The sequence below is a fragment of the Lacihabitans sp. CS3-21 genome, from assembly GCF_024343675.1.
GTDB lineage: Bacteria > Bacteroidota > Bacteroidia > Cytophagales > Spirosomataceae > Leadbetterella.
Genome location: NZ_RJUD01000105.1, coordinates 92,263 through 109,828, shown reverse-complemented (window position 1 = coordinate 109,828; position 17,566 = coordinate 92,263). Strand labels below are relative to the sequence as shown.

Annotated in this window: 19 protein-coding genes; 10 read left to right on the top strand and 9 right to left on the bottom strand. The window is 37.0% G+C overall.

The window, feature by feature from the left end; genetic code table 11:
• Nucleotides 1-37: 37 nt before the first annotated feature.
• The 8 genes from rsmH to EGI24_RS18900 all read left to right on the top strand — a co-directional run bounded on the left by rsmH (nucleotide 38) and on the right by EGI24_RS18900 (nucleotide 7,768).
• Nucleotides 38-955 carry a 16S rRNA (cytosine(1402)-N(4))-methyltransferase RsmH gene (gene rsmH / locus EGI24_RS18930; RefSeq protein WP_255050144.1) on the top strand — a complete coding sequence of 306 codons (918 nt, stop codon included), beginning with the start codon at nucleotides 38-40 and terminating at the stop codon, nucleotides 953-955.
• 105 nt (nucleotides 956-1,060) lie between these two features.
• Nucleotides 1,061-1,441, top strand: a complete 381-nt coding sequence (locus EGI24_RS18925; protein ID WP_255050142.1) for an FtsL-like putative cell division protein — start codon at nucleotides 1,061-1,063, stop codon at nucleotides 1,439-1,441.
• A 12-nt stretch (nucleotides 1,442-1,453) separates the two neighbouring features.
• Nucleotides 1,454-3,559 carry a penicillin-binding transpeptidase domain-containing protein gene (locus EGI24_RS18920; protein WP_255050141.1) on the top strand — a complete coding sequence of 702 codons (2,106 nt, stop codon included), beginning with the start codon at nucleotides 1,454-1,456 and terminating at the stop codon, nucleotides 3,557-3,559.
• Nucleotides 3,560-3,570: 11 nt separating this feature from the next.
• A complete protein-coding gene (locus EGI24_RS18915; RefSeq protein WP_255050139.1) occupies nucleotides 3,571-4,794 on the top strand; it encodes a M14 family zinc carboxypeptidase in 1,224 nt (407 codons plus the stop codon).
• Between the two features lie 12 nt (nucleotides 4,795-4,806).
• Complete coding sequence (locus EGI24_RS18910) at nucleotides 4,807-5,553, top strand: hypothetical protein (RefSeq protein WP_255050137.1); 747 nt, start codon at nucleotides 4,807-4,809, stop codon at nucleotides 5,551-5,553.
• A 50-nt stretch (nucleotides 5,554-5,603) separates the two neighbouring features.
• Entirely contained in the window at nucleotides 5,604-6,290 is a 687-nt protein-coding gene (locus EGI24_RS18905) for a hypothetical protein (RefSeq protein WP_255050136.1), read from the top strand.
• A 395-nt stretch (nucleotides 6,291-6,685) separates the two neighbouring features.
• Complete coding sequence (locus EGI24_RS22030; protein ID WP_409035495.1) at nucleotides 6,686-6,838, top strand: helix-turn-helix transcriptional regulator; 153 nt, start codon at nucleotides 6,686-6,688, stop codon at nucleotides 6,836-6,838.
• Nucleotides 6,839-7,018: 180 nt separating this feature from the next.
• On the top strand, nucleotides 7,019-7,768 hold the full coding sequence (locus EGI24_RS18900; RefSeq protein WP_255050135.1) for a hypothetical protein: 750 nt from the start codon (nucleotides 7,019-7,021) through the stop codon (nucleotides 7,766-7,768).
• 496 nt (nucleotides 7,769-8,264) lie between these two features.
• Here the strand turns inward: EGI24_RS18900 and tsf are convergent, their stop codons facing one another.
• From tsf to EGI24_RS18870, 6 genes are all read right to left on the bottom strand, one after another.
• Nucleotides 8,265-9,098, bottom strand: a complete 834-nt coding sequence (tsf, locus tag EGI24_RS18895; protein WP_255050134.1) for a translation elongation factor Ts — start codon at nucleotides 9,096-9,098, stop codon at nucleotides 8,265-8,267.
• A gap of 105 nt (nucleotides 9,099-9,203) precedes the next feature.
• Nucleotides 9,204-10,115 carry a 30S ribosomal protein S2 gene (rpsB, locus tag EGI24_RS18890; RefSeq protein WP_255050133.1) on the bottom strand — a complete coding sequence of 304 codons (912 nt, stop codon included), beginning with the start codon at nucleotides 10,113-10,115 and terminating at the stop codon, nucleotides 9,204-9,206.
• A gap of 175 nt (nucleotides 10,116-10,290) precedes the next feature.
• A complete protein-coding gene (gene rpsI / locus EGI24_RS18885; RefSeq protein ID WP_255050132.1) occupies nucleotides 10,291-10,677 on the bottom strand; it encodes a 30S ribosomal protein S9 in 387 nt (128 codons plus the stop codon).
• 23 nt (nucleotides 10,678-10,700) lie between these two features.
• On the bottom strand, nucleotides 10,701-11,150 hold the full coding sequence (rplM, locus tag EGI24_RS18880; RefSeq protein ID WP_255050130.1) for a 50S ribosomal protein L13: 450 nt from the start codon (nucleotides 11,148-11,150) through the stop codon (nucleotides 10,701-10,703).
• 303 nt (nucleotides 11,151-11,453) lie between these two features.
• Nucleotides 11,454-12,029 carry an O-methyltransferase gene (locus tag EGI24_RS18875; protein WP_255050128.1) on the bottom strand — a complete coding sequence of 192 codons (576 nt, stop codon included), beginning with the start codon at nucleotides 12,027-12,029 and terminating at the stop codon, nucleotides 11,454-11,456.
• 34 nt (nucleotides 12,030-12,063) lie between these two features.
• Complete coding sequence (locus EGI24_RS18870) at nucleotides 12,064-13,224, bottom strand: 2-isopropylmalate synthase (RefSeq protein WP_255050127.1); 1,161 nt, start codon at nucleotides 13,222-13,224, stop codon at nucleotides 12,064-12,066.
• 256 nt (nucleotides 13,225-13,480) lie between these two features.
• Between EGI24_RS18870 and pyk the strand changes: the two genes are divergently transcribed.
• Both pyk and EGI24_RS18860 read left to right on the top strand, forming a co-directional pair.
• Nucleotides 13,481-14,935 (top strand): pyruvate kinase, encoded by a 1,455-nt coding sequence (gene pyk / locus EGI24_RS18865; RefSeq protein WP_255050126.1) that lies wholly within the window; start codon nucleotides 13,481-13,483, stop codon nucleotides 14,933-14,935.
• Nucleotides 14,936-15,073: 138 nt separating this feature from the next.
• Entirely contained in the window at nucleotides 15,074-16,141 is a 1,068-nt protein-coding gene (locus tag EGI24_RS18860) for a hypothetical protein (protein WP_255050124.1), read from the top strand.
• Nucleotides 16,142-16,176: 35 nt separating this feature from the next.
• On the opposite strand, the gene EGI24_RS18855 is transcribed toward EGI24_RS18860, so the two are convergent.
• From EGI24_RS18855 to EGI24_RS18845, 3 genes are read right to left on the bottom strand one after another with little or no spacing between them, the layout of a single operon-like run.
• Nucleotides 16,177-16,611 (bottom strand): NUDIX domain-containing protein, encoded by a 435-nt coding sequence (locus EGI24_RS18855; protein ID WP_255050123.1) that lies wholly within the window; start codon nucleotides 16,609-16,611, stop codon nucleotides 16,177-16,179.
• Between the two features lie 6 nt (nucleotides 16,612-16,617).
• The gene (locus EGI24_RS18850) at nucleotides 16,618-17,064 is read right to left on the bottom strand and encodes a hypothetical protein (protein WP_255050122.1); all 447 of its coding nucleotides are present in this window, start codon (nucleotides 17,062-17,064) and stop codon (nucleotides 16,618-16,620) included.
• Nucleotides 17,065-17,074: 10 nt separating this feature from the next.
• On the bottom strand, nucleotides 17,075-17,539 hold the full coding sequence (locus tag EGI24_RS18845) for a MarR family winged helix-turn-helix transcriptional regulator (RefSeq protein ID WP_255050121.1): 465 nt from the start codon (nucleotides 17,537-17,539) through the stop codon (nucleotides 17,075-17,077).
• Nucleotides 17,540-17,566: the final 27 nt, after the last annotated feature.

Below are 17,566 nucleotides of genomic sequence, written 5' to 3'. Positions count from 1 at the left end.
AACCGTATTTTTGCGTTTCAAAAAATAACTCATTTCATTGGAACCAAACTACGACTATCACAAACCTGTAATGCTCAAAGAGTGCCTCGAAGGCCTCAACATAAAGCCAGACGGCATCTATGTAGATGTTACCTTTGGTGGTGGTGGTCATAGTAGAGAGATTTTATCTAAGCTTACTACTGGCCATTTGTATAGTTTTGATCAAGACGATGACGCTAAGCGAGAAGCTGCAAAAATTGATTCGGAAAATTTCACTTTTATTTCAGCAAACTTCAGGTTTTTACGCAAGTATTTAAGGGTTTATGGCGTGAAACAGGTAGATGGTATTTTGGCAGATTTAGGTATTTCTTCTCACCAAATAGACACCGCCGAGCGTGGGTTTTCTACCAGATTCGATGCGGACCTCGACATGCGGATGGATGTTCAGCAAGAACAATCTGCAAAATCTGTTGTAAATGAATATAGTTTTGAGGCTCTACACAAGATCTTTGGCATTTATGGAGAGCTGAAAAATGCCCGTACAGTGGCCCAGGCCATTGTTTCGGCAAGAGGAACTGGGCCTATAGAAACGATAAGTGAGCTTAAAGCTGCCTTACAAAGATATGCCCCTCGCGGAAAGGAGAATAAATTTTTTGCCCAGGTATTTCAGGCATTGAGAATTGAAGTAAACGAGGAACTTAAAGTCTTGGAAGAATTTCTTGAGCAAGTGCCAGAGCTTTTAGCTCCCACTGGAAGGTTGGTGGTAATGTCCTATCATTCTTTGGAAGACCGCCCCGTAAAGAATTTTATCCGTAGTGGTAAGTTTTTTGGAGAGGTAGAGAAGGATTTGTTTGGCAATGAACTCAAACCACTTCATAGTGTGACAAGAAAACCCGTGGAGGCCAATGAGGACGAACTGATTCAAAATCCAAGGGCAAGGAGTGCCAAGTTGAGAATCGCCGAAAAGTTAGCGTAATTCGTTCCGTTTTGGGAATCAATTTAAATTTTTTAAATCGCTTGGATAAATTTTAAAGAAAAAATTCTTTAATTTTGAATAGTGCTTCCCATAAAAATTAGATTAATGTCACAGAACCGCCCCAGAAGAAGGGTAGAGCAGGATAGCTCTAAGTCCTTTAGCTTCAACTTAATAGACCCCATGGCCAAGTGGGTCAATCGTAAATTAGAAATAGACGAACGCTTGTCTCCAACCACCCTGCGTAAGGTGCTTTGGGTGGGTTTTTTAGTGACTATTTACATCTATTTTCAGCACAATTTCGACGGCCTAATTAGGAAACTTGACAGGGCAGAAAAGCTCCTCAATGAACAAAGAGCATCTTTTATTTCTCATAAATCCAAATATCTTTTTGCAAGTAAGCAATCTGAAGTTGAAAAGAAACTTGAACAGAGAGGATTTGAAAAGAATGCTCAGCCGCCCATAAAAATAGCTTTCGAAAAACCTTAAAAATCCTAAAAAATGTCTGGTAAAAGTTCAATAAAGGAACAAATAAAGGGGCGGTCAAGATGGACTATCTTGGCATTGAGTATAGTTGGAGCTGCTATTTTTTTTAAAATAATTTATCTTCAAACAAGTCAAAAAGCCGAGTTGCTTTCAAAAGTCATTGACTTTCAAATGAAAGAGCGAATAATAGATGCTACTCGTGGGAATATTTATGCCTCGGATGGTCATAGTCTTTTGGCCACTTCCATACCCAAATATCAGGTAGTATTAGACCCTTATCAGTCCAAAAAAGAGCTTTTCGACAATAGCCTAGACTCCCTTTCTATTTTACTATCTGCGTATTTTCAAGATTACAGTTACTTGGAATACAAAGAGAAAATTTCGAAAGCACGGAAAACCAAAACGAGGTATATGCTCTTTGGCGGCAACCGAAAGTTAGACCATGTAGAAAAAGAGAAGATTGAGAAATTTCCCCTTTTTAGAGAAGGACCCAACAAAGGTGGGGGAAGATTTGAAATAGAAGAATTTAGGTTCTTGCCATTTAATAATTTGGCCATGAGAACCATAGGAAAGCTCGACCCCAAGACCAAAAAAATAGGAGATTTTGGAGTTGAAGCGAGTTTTGAGAATTATTTGAAAGGTAAAGATGGAAAAGGTTTCTATGAGCGATTGGCGGGAGGTTATCAAAAACCTGTCAATCTTGAATCAGATATTAACTCAGAGCCAGGCTGGGATGTAGTTACCACTTTAGATGTAAACTTTCAGGATATTGTGGAGAGTGCACTTCGCAATCAAGTCTTCCAAACGCAAGCCAAATACGGTACTGCTGTAGTAATGGAGATAGCTACTGGAGAAGTAAAAGCCATAGCCAATCTTACACGTATCACCGATGCTGATGGTGTGGTAAGCTTTATTGAAGACCAAAATTATGCAGTAAAAGAAGGTACGGATCCTGGGTCTACCTTTAAATTGGCTACCATGGTGGCTTTGCTTGAAAAGGCAAATTTACAACTGACCGAGATAGGAGTTAACTGTCCAGGTGAAATTCGCCATAACGGTCTTTCGTTTACTTGTTCGCACAAACACGGCGAACTCACAGTGCAAGAGATTTTTGAACAATCCTGCAATATTGGTATTTATAGTTTGATGAAAAAGCACTTTGGCTTTGCTACTGCGGAAGATTATTTTGCTTACTTACGTCAGTTTAGATTAGACAAACCTTCGGGTTTTCAGCTTAAAGGAGAGCCATATCCCATATTGAAAAACTCTAGAAGTTCTACTTTTAGTGGCACGACAGTGCCTTGGATGTCAATAGGTTATGAGTCGAGAATTACGCCCATTCAGATGCTCACTTTTTATAATGCTATAGCTAACGATGCCCAGTGGATTCAACCCATAATCGTAAAGGAAATTAGACGTGGCACTAAGGTGGAAGAGGTAATTACGGCAAACAGAATTTCGGAACCTTTGTGCTCAGCCAATACGCTTAGAAAAATAAAGCAAATGATGGAGGGAGTGGTACTAAATGGAACAGCTAAAAATGTAAACGGCGGTACCTGTCAGATTGCAGGTAAAACGGGTACTTCACAAAAAAGAGTAGGGGGTAATTACAAAAAAGGACTCTACCATACTTCATTTATCGGTTATTTTCCTGCCAAAAAACCCAAATATAGTTGTGTAGTTGTCATTGACGAACCCGTAGGAACGAATATTTATGCCGCCGATGTTTGTGCTCCAGTATTCAAAACCATCGCTGATAAAATATTTGCTTATGATATTTCGATACACCCTCGTTTAGTTTTGAAAAGTGATGTACAAAAGCTGGTAACCAAGCATAATCCAGGGAAAATTGCTGACCATAGATATATTGGTCAGAAACTAGGTATAAATAATCAACCCGAAGGAGAAGGATTTACAAACCCAAGGATTGTAAGACAGGATTCTGTGGTTTGGGAAACAAAAAATATTGACAAAAACATTGAGGCAGTCAAAGGGTTGTCTCTCAAAGATGCCCTTCCGTTGCTCGAAAACAAAGGTTTTAAAGTTAAATATTCGGGTATTGGCAGAGTAAAGGCCTATTCGATGGTTGGCAAAAACATAGTAGCTCTTGTGCTTCAGTAAATTTAAAATAGATGATTTACCAAAAACTATTTGATAAACATATCAATTATAAAGAACTTTCTCTACAAAAAAGGAGGTTTAAACATTCAGATATCGTTGGTTTAATTCATGCTTTACCATTTGAAAAACAGATTGTTGGACTGTCTTTTGAGCAGCGAGAAATATATAAAATAAAAGTTGGACAAGGGAAAAGAAAAATATTGTTGTGGTCGCAAATGCATGGCAACGAAGCCACGGCTACAATGGCTATCTTCGATATTCTTAATTTTCTAAAGCCGCAAGATGATGATTTTCAGGATTTTAGAAATGAAATTTTAAATAAACTCGAGCTTCATTTTGTACCCATGATCAACCCCGACGGTGCTGAGAGATTCATTCGTCGTAATGCCCAAGGTATAGATATGAACCGTGATGCATTGGCACTGCAATGCCCTGAAAGTAAAATTCTGAAAAGCTTAGTTATTGATTTAGAACCTGAGTTTTCCTTTAATCTTCACGACCAAAACATCCGGTACTCGGCTGGTATTTCATCTGAGCAAGCCACTATCTCGTTTTTAGCCACAGCTTATAACCAAGAAACGGAATGGAATGAGGTAAGGACCAAGTCACGGCAGGTGATAAGTGCTATGAATGAAGTACTTAAGAATTTTATTCCATATAATATTGGGCGTTTTTCTGATGAATTTGAACCCAGAGCGTTCGGCGATAACATCCAGAAATGGGGAAGTAGCCTTATATTAATTGAATCTGGTGGATACAAACACGATACAGAGAAACAGTTTATTCGAAAGCTTAATTTTATTTCAATTTTGAGTGCTTTTGATGTTATTTTGAAAGATGGATATCAGAAATATAGTCTTGAAGAATACCAACAAATACCTCAGAATGAAAAGTATCTGTTTGATTTGAAAATCATAAATGCCAAAATAAAACTTGGAAATACTATTTTTAATATTGATTTAGGCGTTAATTTCGAAGAAAAAAATATTCTTGGAGCAAGCGAATTCATCCATAAAAGCGTTATTGAAGATATGGGAGACTTGTCGGTTTTTTGGGGAATAAAAACGCTCGATGCCCAAGGTGCGTTTCTAAGGCCATTTTCTGATTTCCCTGAAATCGCAAATAGACTTGGAGTTTATAAAAATTTTCAGGTTGAAGAAGGTGAGGAGGCTTTTTTTGTTTTAGACCATGGTAACCATCAAACGGCTATATTAAATGGAAAAGTTGTCGAGTAATTTTTTAAAATATTGATTATCAAAAAGATATTTGTTTTCATCTACTTGTTTGTTTTTGCGTTTTCTGGGTTTTCTCAAGAAAAATCGGTGTATGGAAAAGTGATAGACAGCAGCACAAAAAAAGGAATTTCTACGCTAAATGTCTTAAATAAACGCTCCAATCAAGTAGTAGCCACCAACGACACCGGTGATTTTTATATTCGTGCCATGGCCGGAGACTCTATCATCATCACGAGTTTTGGTTATAACCGCAAAGGAATTCTTTGGGATGGCAAAGAGCGAAATCCAGTTTTCGAGGTAAAATTGCAGCCGTTTATGTTGCAAGAGCTGGTTGTAAAAGATAAAAAACTGAGTGATCTTCACAAAGAAATTCAGGATTTTTTGGCCAATCCCAACGATTCTAAGGCCATCAGAAATGAGATATTGAAAAGCATGCTCAACACCAACACCAGTCAACCTGGCATAGGAATTTCTATAGATGCTCTATATGATATGTTTAGTAAAGAGGGCAAAGTGAACCGAAAATTAGCAGATATGCAGTTTCAGGATGCCAAAAGTTTTTATGCTGACCTCAAATACAACAAGCAAGTGGTGGCCCAAATTACCCATTTGCAAGAAGAAGACTTAGCCGATTTCATGGTTTTTTGCAAACCCACACAAGATTTTATACTCAATGCCACAGACTATGAGTTAACTTTCAAAATATTAAAATGTTTGGGCGACTTCCGCAATACCAGAATTATCAGACGTTTGAGATAGTTGTTTGTTCAAATTTTTTGGTAAATTTATAACTTAAACACTATAAATTTATGAAATCAAAAACTTGCATTTTGGCATTTTTAGTATTTGCCACATTTAGTACTTATTCTCAAAACTTCATGGAAGGATTTGACAGGTTTTCATCAAAGAAAATCTCTTATCTAACCTTGACTGATGGCACCAAAGTAGAGGGTGATATCGACGATTTGGACCGCAAAAAGGGCAATATCTCCGAAATTACTATTAAAGTTGATGGGAAGAAAAAGACTTTTAAGCCAGAACAAATAAAGGAAATGTATTTACCAGCTTCGGGTTTGGATAAGTTTAGTAAGCAAATGGAAGTAGGCACCAACCTTTCAAAAGATCTCAACAATGACAGAATTAGCGATGGATATGCATTTTTTGAATATACGCAAGTAGATATTAAGGGGAAAGTGCAGCCCCTGTTGATGCAATTGGTCAACCCTGGGTTTCATAATAAAGTGAGGGTTTATTTTAATCCTTTTGCCAGTGAAACCATGTCTGTAGGTGTCGGTCCAATGAAAGTAGGTGGCTTGGACAAATCATATTTTGTGAAAGTCGGTAACAAACCAGCTTACAAAATTACCAAAGGAGATTATGATGAACAATCAAAAGAGCTTTTCAAAGACTGTGCCGCGGCCATGGCCGCACTAAAGAAAGACTCAGACTGGAATAAGTTTGAAAAGATTGTTTTTGTGCATTTTGGTTGTAAATAATCTTTGTAAACCTCATTTTACTGGACTTTTAGCTTTGGCTAGAAGTCCTTTTTTATTCTGGATTTCAAGACTTCTACTTTCACGGCATAAAAATAAGACCCCACAAAAAGTTTGTGGGGTCCAATATAAACTATAAGCTATAGGCTAAAAGCCAAGAGCTAAAACATTATCCAATCTGAATTCTTTTGAAAGAAGAGATATGACTAAGTTTAATATTCATTTAAATTTTATTGTCAACGAATAATTGATAAATTTCTAAGGCATATGGTGAAGATATTATTTTTATTATCCCAAAATTGACCTGTGTCAAACGTAAATTTTGTTTATGGAATTAATTCTTTGTTTATTAAATATTTCTTTAAATATTTGAAAAAATGAATCCATAATATATTTTTATGAACAGCATTACAACACTAACAAATCAAGAAATTAAAATTATTTCACTCATCTTGGAAGGTCTAAAATCAAGACAAATTGCGGAAAAGCTTTTTATCATTAGACCTAATGTCAAAAATCATAAGACTAATATCTGTGTGAAGCTAGATTGAATTCGGGGCATGAATTATATTCTCAGACTTGTATAATTGCATCAATGTTGTAAATAGGGGGGGGATAGGAATTTTTCCTATTTTATCGAAAGAACGAAATATAGGAATTTTTCCTATTTTTTTTCTTAATGAAATGTTTTTGTTTTGGCATGTTATTAAACACTCATAACATTATACAAAATGAAAAAAATTATTTTCCTACTCTCATTTTTTATTGCTTTTAGTTGCAGCATCAAAAATGAAATGCCATCACCAAATTCTTTAGAGATAGAATTAAGTCAAAATTCAACATCTACAGAGCAAAATGAAATTAATGATATGTTGAATTCAAAACCATTTAAAGAACTGATGGATTTTCAGGAAAAGTATGTTGCAAAAAAAGTTAGGAATTTTGATAAGACAAAAAAGAGCAAAAATATAGATTTCAAGGAATTTGAAATTGCATTCAGTAAGGCTAAAAATAAGGAGGAAATCAAACGGGCACTTTTGATATTAGATGACAATCCAGATGAATTATATGATTTTATTGATTTCAACGTTTCAAAATTCTTAGAGCTTCAAAATTTTGCTAAAAGCAAAGGTAAAGGAGAAAAGGATGCTCAAAAATTAGTAGTATTAGCATTTCATGAAAATGCCAAAAGAAAAAATGATGAATTCAAGGCTAAACTTGTTAAAAATGCGAAATATGATTGTTCTTACATTTGTAGTGTAAGTTTTAGTATTAGTGAAGCAGCTGCTTATGAAGCATTTGCAGTTAACGGTAGTCTTTGCAGTGCTGGAGCAGGATTGGCTGGTGCAACAGGCGTGGGTCTACCGGTTGCAGCCGATGGATGGTCAATCTGTATGGCTGGCGTTTCATATAATTGGTGGAATAGTTTTAATGCAGCTCTTCAGCAATTAGATATTTGTAGCAGGGCTTGCGGTTATTAAAATACATATTTGTAAAAGGAATAAAATGGAAAAGAACGATGTAATGAGGAAAAAGAAGTTGAGGCAATTTGGAATAATTCAGATGATATTTATTATCATGTATGTTTGGATTATCGGTTATATAGGTAGGAATTATTTTCGAAATTCTGAAAGTTTCAATACATATATGTGGATATTTAATATTGTTTATGTCGTAGTCTGTGGGATAATAATTTTTAAATTGAGAATAAAAAAGTATGATAGTAAGAAATAATTCATGTAGTGAACAGGATTTAATAACAGTCTTGTTCTGTATTTTCGATTGATTGGAGTGTGTAAGAATAAGTCTAGTAAATTACTTAAATCTAGTTGGATCAGACTTGTAATTTCCATTTTTTTAGAGAATGATGCGGACAAACTTTAGTGTCTTAGATCTTCAAATTACAAAGAAAGACCCTGCAAAACAATTTGCAGGGTCTTCAATATAGGCCATCAACTATAAGCCAACAGCTAAAAATTATCCAATCTGAATTCTTTTGAAAGAAGAGATTGTCAATCCTTTCACAGTTTTTTCAAGCAATTGAGCGATGGTAACTGAACCGTCTTTTACGAATTCTTGGTTAAGCAAAGTTTGCTCTTTGTAGAATTTGTTCAATTTACCCAAAGCAATTTTCTCCAACATAGCCTCAGGCTTACCTTCCGCACGTGCTTGCTCTTTACCGATTTCGATTTCTTTCTCAACGATAGTTGGGTCAACGCTGTCTTTGTCCAAACCTACTGGTTTCATTGCCACGATCTGCATGGCTACGTCTCTACCTAGGTCAGTTACGTCAGTACCACCTGTGTTTTCGAAAGAAACTACACCAGCAGCTTTTCTGTTGCTGTGGATATAAGCAACTACTTGCTCACCCTCTACGTGGTTGTAGGCAGCTACAACTATTTTCTCGCCAATTTTACCAATTAATTCAGTGATATTTTCTTGTACTGATTGTCCGTTTTCTAGAGACAAGCCCAACAAGGTTTCTGCATCTTTAGCATGGTGTTTTACACCTGCTTGAAGAATAGCATTCGCAAGGTTTTTGAAGTCTTCTACGTTAGAAACTGGCTCAGTTTCACAAGCCAAAGCCAATACTTTTGCACTTTTTCCGCTATCGCTAACATCTACCAATACAACACCTTCTGAAGTTTCATTGTCAGCACGTTTTGCTGCTACTTTTTGGCCTGCTTTACGCAATACTTCAACGGCTTTGTCAAAATCTCCCTCAGCTTCAGTAAGGGCTTTTTTGCAATCCATCATTCCGGCTCCTGTTAATTGACGTAGTTTGTTTACGTCAGCTGCAGTAATATTCATTTTATATTATTTTTATGTAAATAAATTTTTTAGTCTTTTTTTAAAACGAACAGCCCAAAGCGATGCTTCGGGCTATTCTATTATCTTATCGAAGCGTTCGGTATATTATGCCGCAGGTTCTTCTTCGCTTGGTGCAGCAGCTTCTACTTCTGGAGTAGCCTCTGCCTCAACTACTGGAGCTGCTTCTTCAGCAACTTCAGCTGTTTTTACTCTTTTTCTTTTGCCATCAGCTGCCTCGTCATCTCCTCTTGAAACAACTTCTCTAGCTGTATCAACTGCTCTTTTAGCATCTTCTTCTTCTTGTAAAGCAGCAGACTCTTTGTCAGTTTTTCTCTCAAGGATACCTTCTTCTATGGCTTTACCAATAGCAAGGGTAATCAATGAAATAGATTTGTAAGCATCGTCATTCGAAGGAATTGCGAAATCTACAATTTCAGGGTTTGAGTTCGTATCACACATGGCTACTACTGGAATACCCAATCTCTTGGCTTCAGCTATTGCAAGGTGCTCTCTTTTGATATCTACAACGAACAAAGCAGCTGGAAGTCTTGAAAGGTCAGCTACGCCACCTAGCAATTTCTCCAATTTAGCTTGCTCACGGCCCAACATCAATTTCTCTCTTTTTGCAATGTTGCTAGCTGTTGTTTCGTCAGAAAGCATTTTGTCGATGTTGGTCATTTTCTTCAACGATTTTTTGATAGTCGAGAAATTAGTCAACATACCACCTAACCATCTTTCAGTTACGAAAGGCATTTTAAGGCGTTTTGCTTCTTCTGAAACGATTTCTTGAGCTTGTTTTTTTGTAGCAACAAACATGATCTTACGACCAGAACGAACTACGCTTTTTACAAAAGCTTGAGCTGCTGCAAGGTTTTCAAGAGAGTGATTCAAATCGATGATGTGAATCCCGTTTTTTTCCATAAAAATATATGGAGCCATTCTTGGATCCCACTTACGAGTAAGGTGACCAAAATGTACGCCTGCATCTAACAGGTCTTTGTATTGAATTTGTGCCATTTCTTTTGTTTAAAAATGTTTTGAAAAAAATTGAATTTGCAGCACAGTACATCGGGCACGATAAGCACTGTCTGGACGAGAATAATTTTTTAATTTGTTAATTCGATAATTAGTCAATGCGATATTAAACTTAATTAGCACATTAACACATTGCCAAATTAACAAATTATAAATATTAACGTTTCGAGAACTGGAATCTCTTACGAGCTTTACGACGTCCGTATTTCTTACGCTCCACCATACGTGAGTCTCTTGTAAGGAATCCTTCTTTCTTAAGCGGAGGTCTGTTCTCAGTGTCGGCTTCGCACAATGCACGAGCAATAGCCATTCTGATAGCTTCTGCTTGTCCAGCGATACCACCACCTCTTACGTTAACTTTAAGATCATATTTTCCCGTAGCGTTAACTACACCAAAAGGTTGGTTCAAAATAATTTGAAGAACCTCTGTTGGGAAATAATTTGCCATCTCACGACCATTAATGGTCACTCCACCTGTACCAGGCTTCATATAGATACGGGCAACTGCTGTTTTTCTTCTACCAACGGTATTGATTACCTGCATTTTATTTTAAGTTTTTTTCGTTCTTAATTATTAATTTCGATAGTTGTAGGCGTTTGTGCCTGATGCGGATGCTCAGCTCCTTCGTATACATATAGATTTGTATACAATTTGCTTCCCAAACGATTCTTAGGCAACATACCTTTGATGGCCATTTCTACTACTTTTCTACCATCTTTAGCCATTAGCTCTCTTGGCGTAGCGAAACGTTGTCCACCTGGGTGGCCTGTATGACGGGTATAGACTTTGTCAGTCATTTTCTTACCAGTCAAACGAATTTTCTCTGCATTAATCACTATCACGTTGTCTCCACAGTCAACATGAGGTGTAAACGAAGGCTTGTTTTTGCCTCTTAAAATATTTACAATCTGACTAGAAAGACGACCCAATATTTGATTGCTGGCGTCTATCACAACCCATTTTTTTTCTACTGTTTGGCGATTTGCCGATACAGTTCTATAACTTAATTGATCCACGAGTACTAATTTTTAACGTTAATTAATCAATTTATGAATTCAAAAAGAGGACCTTACCCAATCAGTTTACTCTGTTTCAATCCAAATTTTTTCTAATTATAAGATGCTAATTTTAAGCACATAAAGCAGGTCGGAACTCCTACTTTTCATATAATTTGCTTGGCCTTACGAGAGCGGGCAGCACCCATAAGGCGGTATTTGGGGCTGCAAAGTTATGAAAAAATATTTACGAACCAAAACTTGTTGCTGATTTAGTGGAGATTATGGCAAATTTTATTAGAAATAGGTTTGATGTTTTTTTAATTAAACTTTCACAGCAATCATAATTCCAGTAGCCCAATTTAGTTTTGTTAATTTCAGGTCTGATCTTTTCTCCAAATATTTTTCTAATTTTAGTGCCTTTTCTGCGTGTCCTTCTGGCCAGTTCTCCTGCGGAAGCATGTCATCGATGATGTACAAACCGCCGATATTTAGCATTTCCAAAACTTCATCGAGCATCAAATATTTTCCATGCCAAGTATCTGCAAAGATATAATCGAATTTTTGACCTAAGTTCTGGTTCACCCATACTTCCCCATCGACACATTCTAGGCTGAGGCGTGTATCGTTTCCAAGGTGTTTTTGTGCTATTTCTAGAAGTTTTGGATCATTGTCAATCGAGATCAAAGAAGATTTTTCATTTATTCCATCCAAAATCCAAGCAGTAGATAGGCCCGTTCCTGTACCAAGTTCTAGAAACTTGCCATTTGGTTTTGACCCAGCCAGCGTTTTTAAAAGTGAACAAGTGAGAATATCAGAGGGCATCGTAAATCCCATTTCTTTGGTAGCTACATCAATGGCATAGTAAGAACTAGGGACGTTCTGAATTTCAGATTCCATTATTTTTTTTGAAAAAATGTGATAGGAGTTTTTTCTATACCTCAGCCTCAGTGAGTTGTTTCATCAAAACCACCAAGTCTTTGTCGTTTACCTCTTTTATCTTATCTGCAAGCTCCAGAAACTGATCGTAGGTTTCATCGATTTTGTCTTTGCCCACATTAAATCCTAATAATGAAAGGCGGTGTTTTAAGGCATGACGGCCACTTCTAGCTGTCAAAACAATGTCAGATTTATTAATGCCCACTTCTTGCGGGGTCATGATTTCGTAGTTTTGCGAATGCTTCAAGAAACCATCTTGGTGTATGCCTGATGAATGTGCAAATGCATTACGACCCACAATAGCCTTGTTTGCTTGAACAGGCATTCGCATGGTTTTAGATACCAACTGACTTAATGGATAGAGCATTTCGGTGTTGATATCAGTGTGTAAGCCCAAGTCTTTGTGTACTTTTAAGGTCATCACTATTTCTTCCAATGATGTATTTCCAGCCCTTTCTCCAATACCGTTTATAGTTACTTCTACTTGTCTTGCTCCAGCTCTGATACCCGCTATAGTGTTGGCCGTAGCCATTCCTAAGTCGTTGTGACAATGCATAGAAAGGATGGCTTTGTCCACATTTGGTACATTATTCATCAAATAATCTACTCTGTCGTACATTTGGTGAGGCAACAAATAACCAGTTGTGTCCGGAAGGTTTACAACTGTTGCTCCAGCTTTTATAACTGCTTCGGTTAATCTGGCTAAAAACTCCAAATCTGCTCTTCCGGCATCTTCAGCATAAAATTCTACATCCTCTACAAAGCTCTTAGCATATTTTACTGCATCTACGCCTCTTTGTAGAATTTCGTCTCTGTTGCTATTAAACTTATGTAAAATATGAATATCAGAAGCACCAATTCCAGTATGAATTCTAGGCTTTCGAGCAGGCTTAAGTGCTTCTGCTGCCACTTCTATGTCCTTTTTTACCGAGCGGGTCAATCCACAGACAGTAGCATTTTCTACTACACTGGCTATGCCTTCCACCGACTTGAAATCACCCGGACTAGAGATTGGAAATCCTGCTTCGATAATATCCACTCCTAGTTTGTCGAGTTCTCTGGCTATCATTAGCTTCTCCTCAAGGTTAAGCTGGCAACCTGGCACTTGCTCACCATCTCTTAGTGTGGTATCGAAAACATAGATTTTCTCGCTCATAGTATTGTCTTAAAATGTTTGGTACTCGTTCATAATGGAGTACAAAAATAATTAAAATACAGATGCAGATTGATTTTGTTGGGCTTCTAAAGAGAAAATAGGAATAATATGCTATTCAAATCCTAACAAACTGAAATTTTATTCTGTTAGTGTAAACTAATATTTTTAATTTTGTGATTGAAACATCGAAATGTGGCGAATACCGGATCTTTTGGCTTAAAAAGTATTCAATTCTCCGAAATTATTAATCTATTATATGAATAAAAGAACAAAAATTGTAGCAACAGTAGGCCCAGCTTCTGAATCTGAAGAAATGTTGGTGGCTTTGGCTCAGGCGGGTGTAAATGTATTTCGATTGAATTTTTCGCACGGCACGCATGAGGATCACAAACTAAGAATAGAAAAAATTAGAAAAATAAATACAGAATACGGATTCAACTGTGCCATTTTGCAGGATTTGCAAGGGCCAAAAATTCGTGTTGGAGAAATGGTAGGTGGCAATGCTGGTGTTGAATTAATTGCAGGTAACCAATTTGTTTTTACCAATGAGGATATTGTTGGAAACGCAGAAAGGGCAAGTACGCCTTATAAAGGAATGTTTCAAGATGTTAGCCTTGGTGACAGAATCCTTATGGACGATGGTAAACTTGAGGTAAGAGTGATTAGCGTGGATAAAGATAAACAAGAAGTTACCACAGAGGTAGTATATGGGGGTCTTTTGAAACAAAAGAAAGGCGTTAACTTACCCAATACCAATATTTCACAACCATCTGTGACAGATAAAGACTGGGCAGATTTGGACTTTGGCTTGGCTAATGATGTGGATTGGATTGCCCTTTCGTTTGTAAGAACAGCTAAAGAGATTTTGGATATCAAAGAATACATAAAATCAAAAGGTTCATCTGCTAAAGTTATAGCCAAGGTTGAAAAGCCTGAAGCTATCACAAACATGGACGAAATCATTGAAGCAACAGATGCTGTAATGGTGGCAAGAGGTGACTTAGGAGTTGAAATGCCAGCTGAAGAGGTTCCAATTATCCAAAAAATATTAATACACAAGTGCCATTTGGCAGGTAAACCAGTGATTGTTGCCACACAAATGCTTGAAAGTATGATAGATAGCCCAAGCCCAACCAGAGCAGAGGTAGGTGACGTAGCCAATGCTGTATTGGACGGAGCCGATGCTGTTATGCTAAGTGCCGAAAGTGCTTCAGGAAAATATCCTTTGCTCTCTGTAGAGACCATGTCTAAGACAATCGCTCATGTAGAGAAATTTGGGGATCCTTCAAGATTATATTTCCGTCACCATACAAGAGTAACGGAGGCAGACTATGTTTCTGATGATAAGGACAACGATACTGTTATCATGATGGGATGTAGAATGGCAAGAGATTTGAATGTTAAAGCCTTGATAGGTATCACTTCATCAGGTTATACAGCAGTGAGACTTTCGCACCACAGACCGAAGGCCAACATTTATATCTTTACATCAAATACTAAACTAATGACACAGTTGAGCTTGTATTGGGGTGTGGAGGTTATTGCATTAGAAAAAATTAAGTATGCCAACTCAGGTGATATGCTGGAAGAGGCCAACAAATATTTGGTAGATAAAGGTTTGTTACAAACTGGCGACAAGTATATCAATACTATGAGTTTCCCACTTACGGAAAACAACAGAACCAATACAGTGAGGTTGAGTGTGGTTTAAGTTAGGAAAATATTTTTTTGGAGCCTCCATTTTATTAGAAATGGAGGCTTTTTTATTATTATATTTTCATTAACAATTCCTTAGTAAACCTTCGGTTACTTTTATGCATCTAATGTTCAAATTTAAACTTCTACAATTATGAGAGCTTTGGTGGTTTTTTTCGGAATAATACTTTTTGGAGCAAATGTGAATGCTCAATATGATTATAATGACGAATATGGCACTTCTTACGATGGCCCAGATAGGTACTTTTATGATGAAGATTTTGACTGGCGATGGGACATCAGGGTGAGGATTTCAGACGGAAGAGACAATGGTAGTCTTACTCGTAGAGAAGCAGAGAGGCTTTATAACAAATTGGAGCGTATCGAAAGAAAAGAGTATGCCTACCAATCTGACGGGTTTTTGAGTGCTTTTGAGCAAGACGAAATCTGGGAGGACGTGGTTGATCTTAACCGTTTGATAGGCATTGAACTTCGCGATTGGGACAGAACCTACTACGGTTATAGTGCTCGTGGATTGAGCTATAGAGGATATTTGCCTTGGTACTTCGGCAGTACTTATGATTTTTATCGTTTTGACAGAAGAGGTTACGGAAGTATTTCGTTTGGGTATCACCCAAGAGCTTTTTTTCCTCATAACCACGTCTATTATAGAAACAGAAGCTACACCAGCAATTGGAATCACAGAAACAATAACTGGAACAGAAACGACAACTGGGATAGAGACAGAAGCTGGAATAGAAGTAACAATAGCAATAGAGATTGGAACAACAACAGTAACCGTAGCAGAACCGAAGACAGGAATAACAACAGAAACAATAACTACAGCAGAGATTCGAGATCTTCGGACAATAGAAACAACAGCAGTAGTAGAGATTCAAGATCTTTAGATAGTAGAAACAGTGGAAGCAGTAGAGATTCAAAGTCAAATGAAAGCAGAAGCAACTCAGGTACTTGGGGAAGTGGAAGCTCTAGAAGCGATGCTCCTAGTACCACACCTCAGAGAAATGGAAATAGTAGAACAGAAGCTCCCAGCACTTCATCAAGAGGTCGTGAGAGCAATAGGAGAGAGGAAATACTAACTCCGAGACCATCTACCAAAAGCTCTGACAATGGATCGAGTAGAGGCAGTGACAGTGGAAGAAGAAGCTTGCCAGATAGAGGAAAAACCAACGATTCGGGTAGGAGAGGAAATAATTTCTGACAATAAAAATGGCGACTTCGGTCGCCATTTTTTTGTTAAAACCAAGGTTGAGATATTTCACCGAGAAAAACTTGGTGATCTTTGGCTTCTATAAAATGTTCTTTTATCTGGGTATTTAAGTTGGGATAGAGGTTATATTCATCAAGATTATTTATCGGCAACCAACAAATTTCTAATGCAGATGTTTCTTTTGGATTAAGTTCTAGTTTGCCAGAAACTATTTTGGCGTTAAAAACACAATGTAAGGTGTCTTTATTCGGTTGATGCACTTCAGCCAAGAAAAGTAAATTCTGAATCTCAATCTCCACGCCTATTTCTTCTTCCAATTCTCTTTTTAAAGCAACTTCTAGTTTTTCGCCAAATTCCAGATTACCACCAGGAATTGCATACAACAAATTGCCATTGTAATTATACTTGAGTGTAAGTAGTTTATTATCAGATAGAATTATAGCCGAGGGTCTGGTTTTCATCAAAGCTTATCTTGAAAAATTATAACCTATTCCAAAGTTTGTTCTGAACACGCCTATGTCAAACTTTCTTCCTGCATAAGGTGAGACTTCGAAAGCTATCTGAACCTTTTTGTATTTCTCAAAAGGCATTAATCGCACCCCAAAATTCATAAAATAACCTTCTAAAATATTGTTATTTTCTATGGCATTTAGATAATTCATCTTCAAGCCTCCTCCTAAATAAGTTATAGACTTCGGTGTTTTTTTTAGATTTATCTCTGGAGAGATATCTGTGCTTAACGAAGAAAAGTAAGAGTTGGTTTGAAATTTCACATCAAGCCAAATGGCCTTGGAAGGATTGGTGCTAATTCCAAGTACTGAATTAAAAGGGTAATAAACAACACTTTGTGCTACTGTAGCTGTACCAAAGCCTGCTATAATTATGATAAGATATGCTTTTAAATAATTAATCATTTGACTAGAATTAGTCGAGTATTGAAATTTCGGTATTTTTGGCATCTGCCGAAGTCTTATCTACAATTTCATTTATTTGTTGAATTACTTCAAAAAACGTTTTCAATTGCTCTTTTGATAATGTCTCACTCAGTTTATTGTTGAATTCAATTACACCCAATCTCGCAAAACTCCTTTTTTCTTTGCCCAAATCCGTCAAGAAGACATTTACAAATCTCTTATCGATGGGGTCAGTTTCTCTGTAAATCCAACCTTTTTCTTCCAAAGATTTCAGCATTCTGGTGAGGCTTCTTGGCTCCATACCTATCGAAGGTCCAATTTTTGTGGCAGGTGTGCCCTTTTCCAAGTCGATATTGAGCAAGACATAGCCTATAGACATTGTCATATCTTCACTTGCCGCATATATATTGTACATGCGTGATATACCGTGCCAAACCCACTTTATATGAAAGTCTAAGGTTTTTTCTTTTTTCATCTTGCCCAAAGAATTCTAATCAATAGT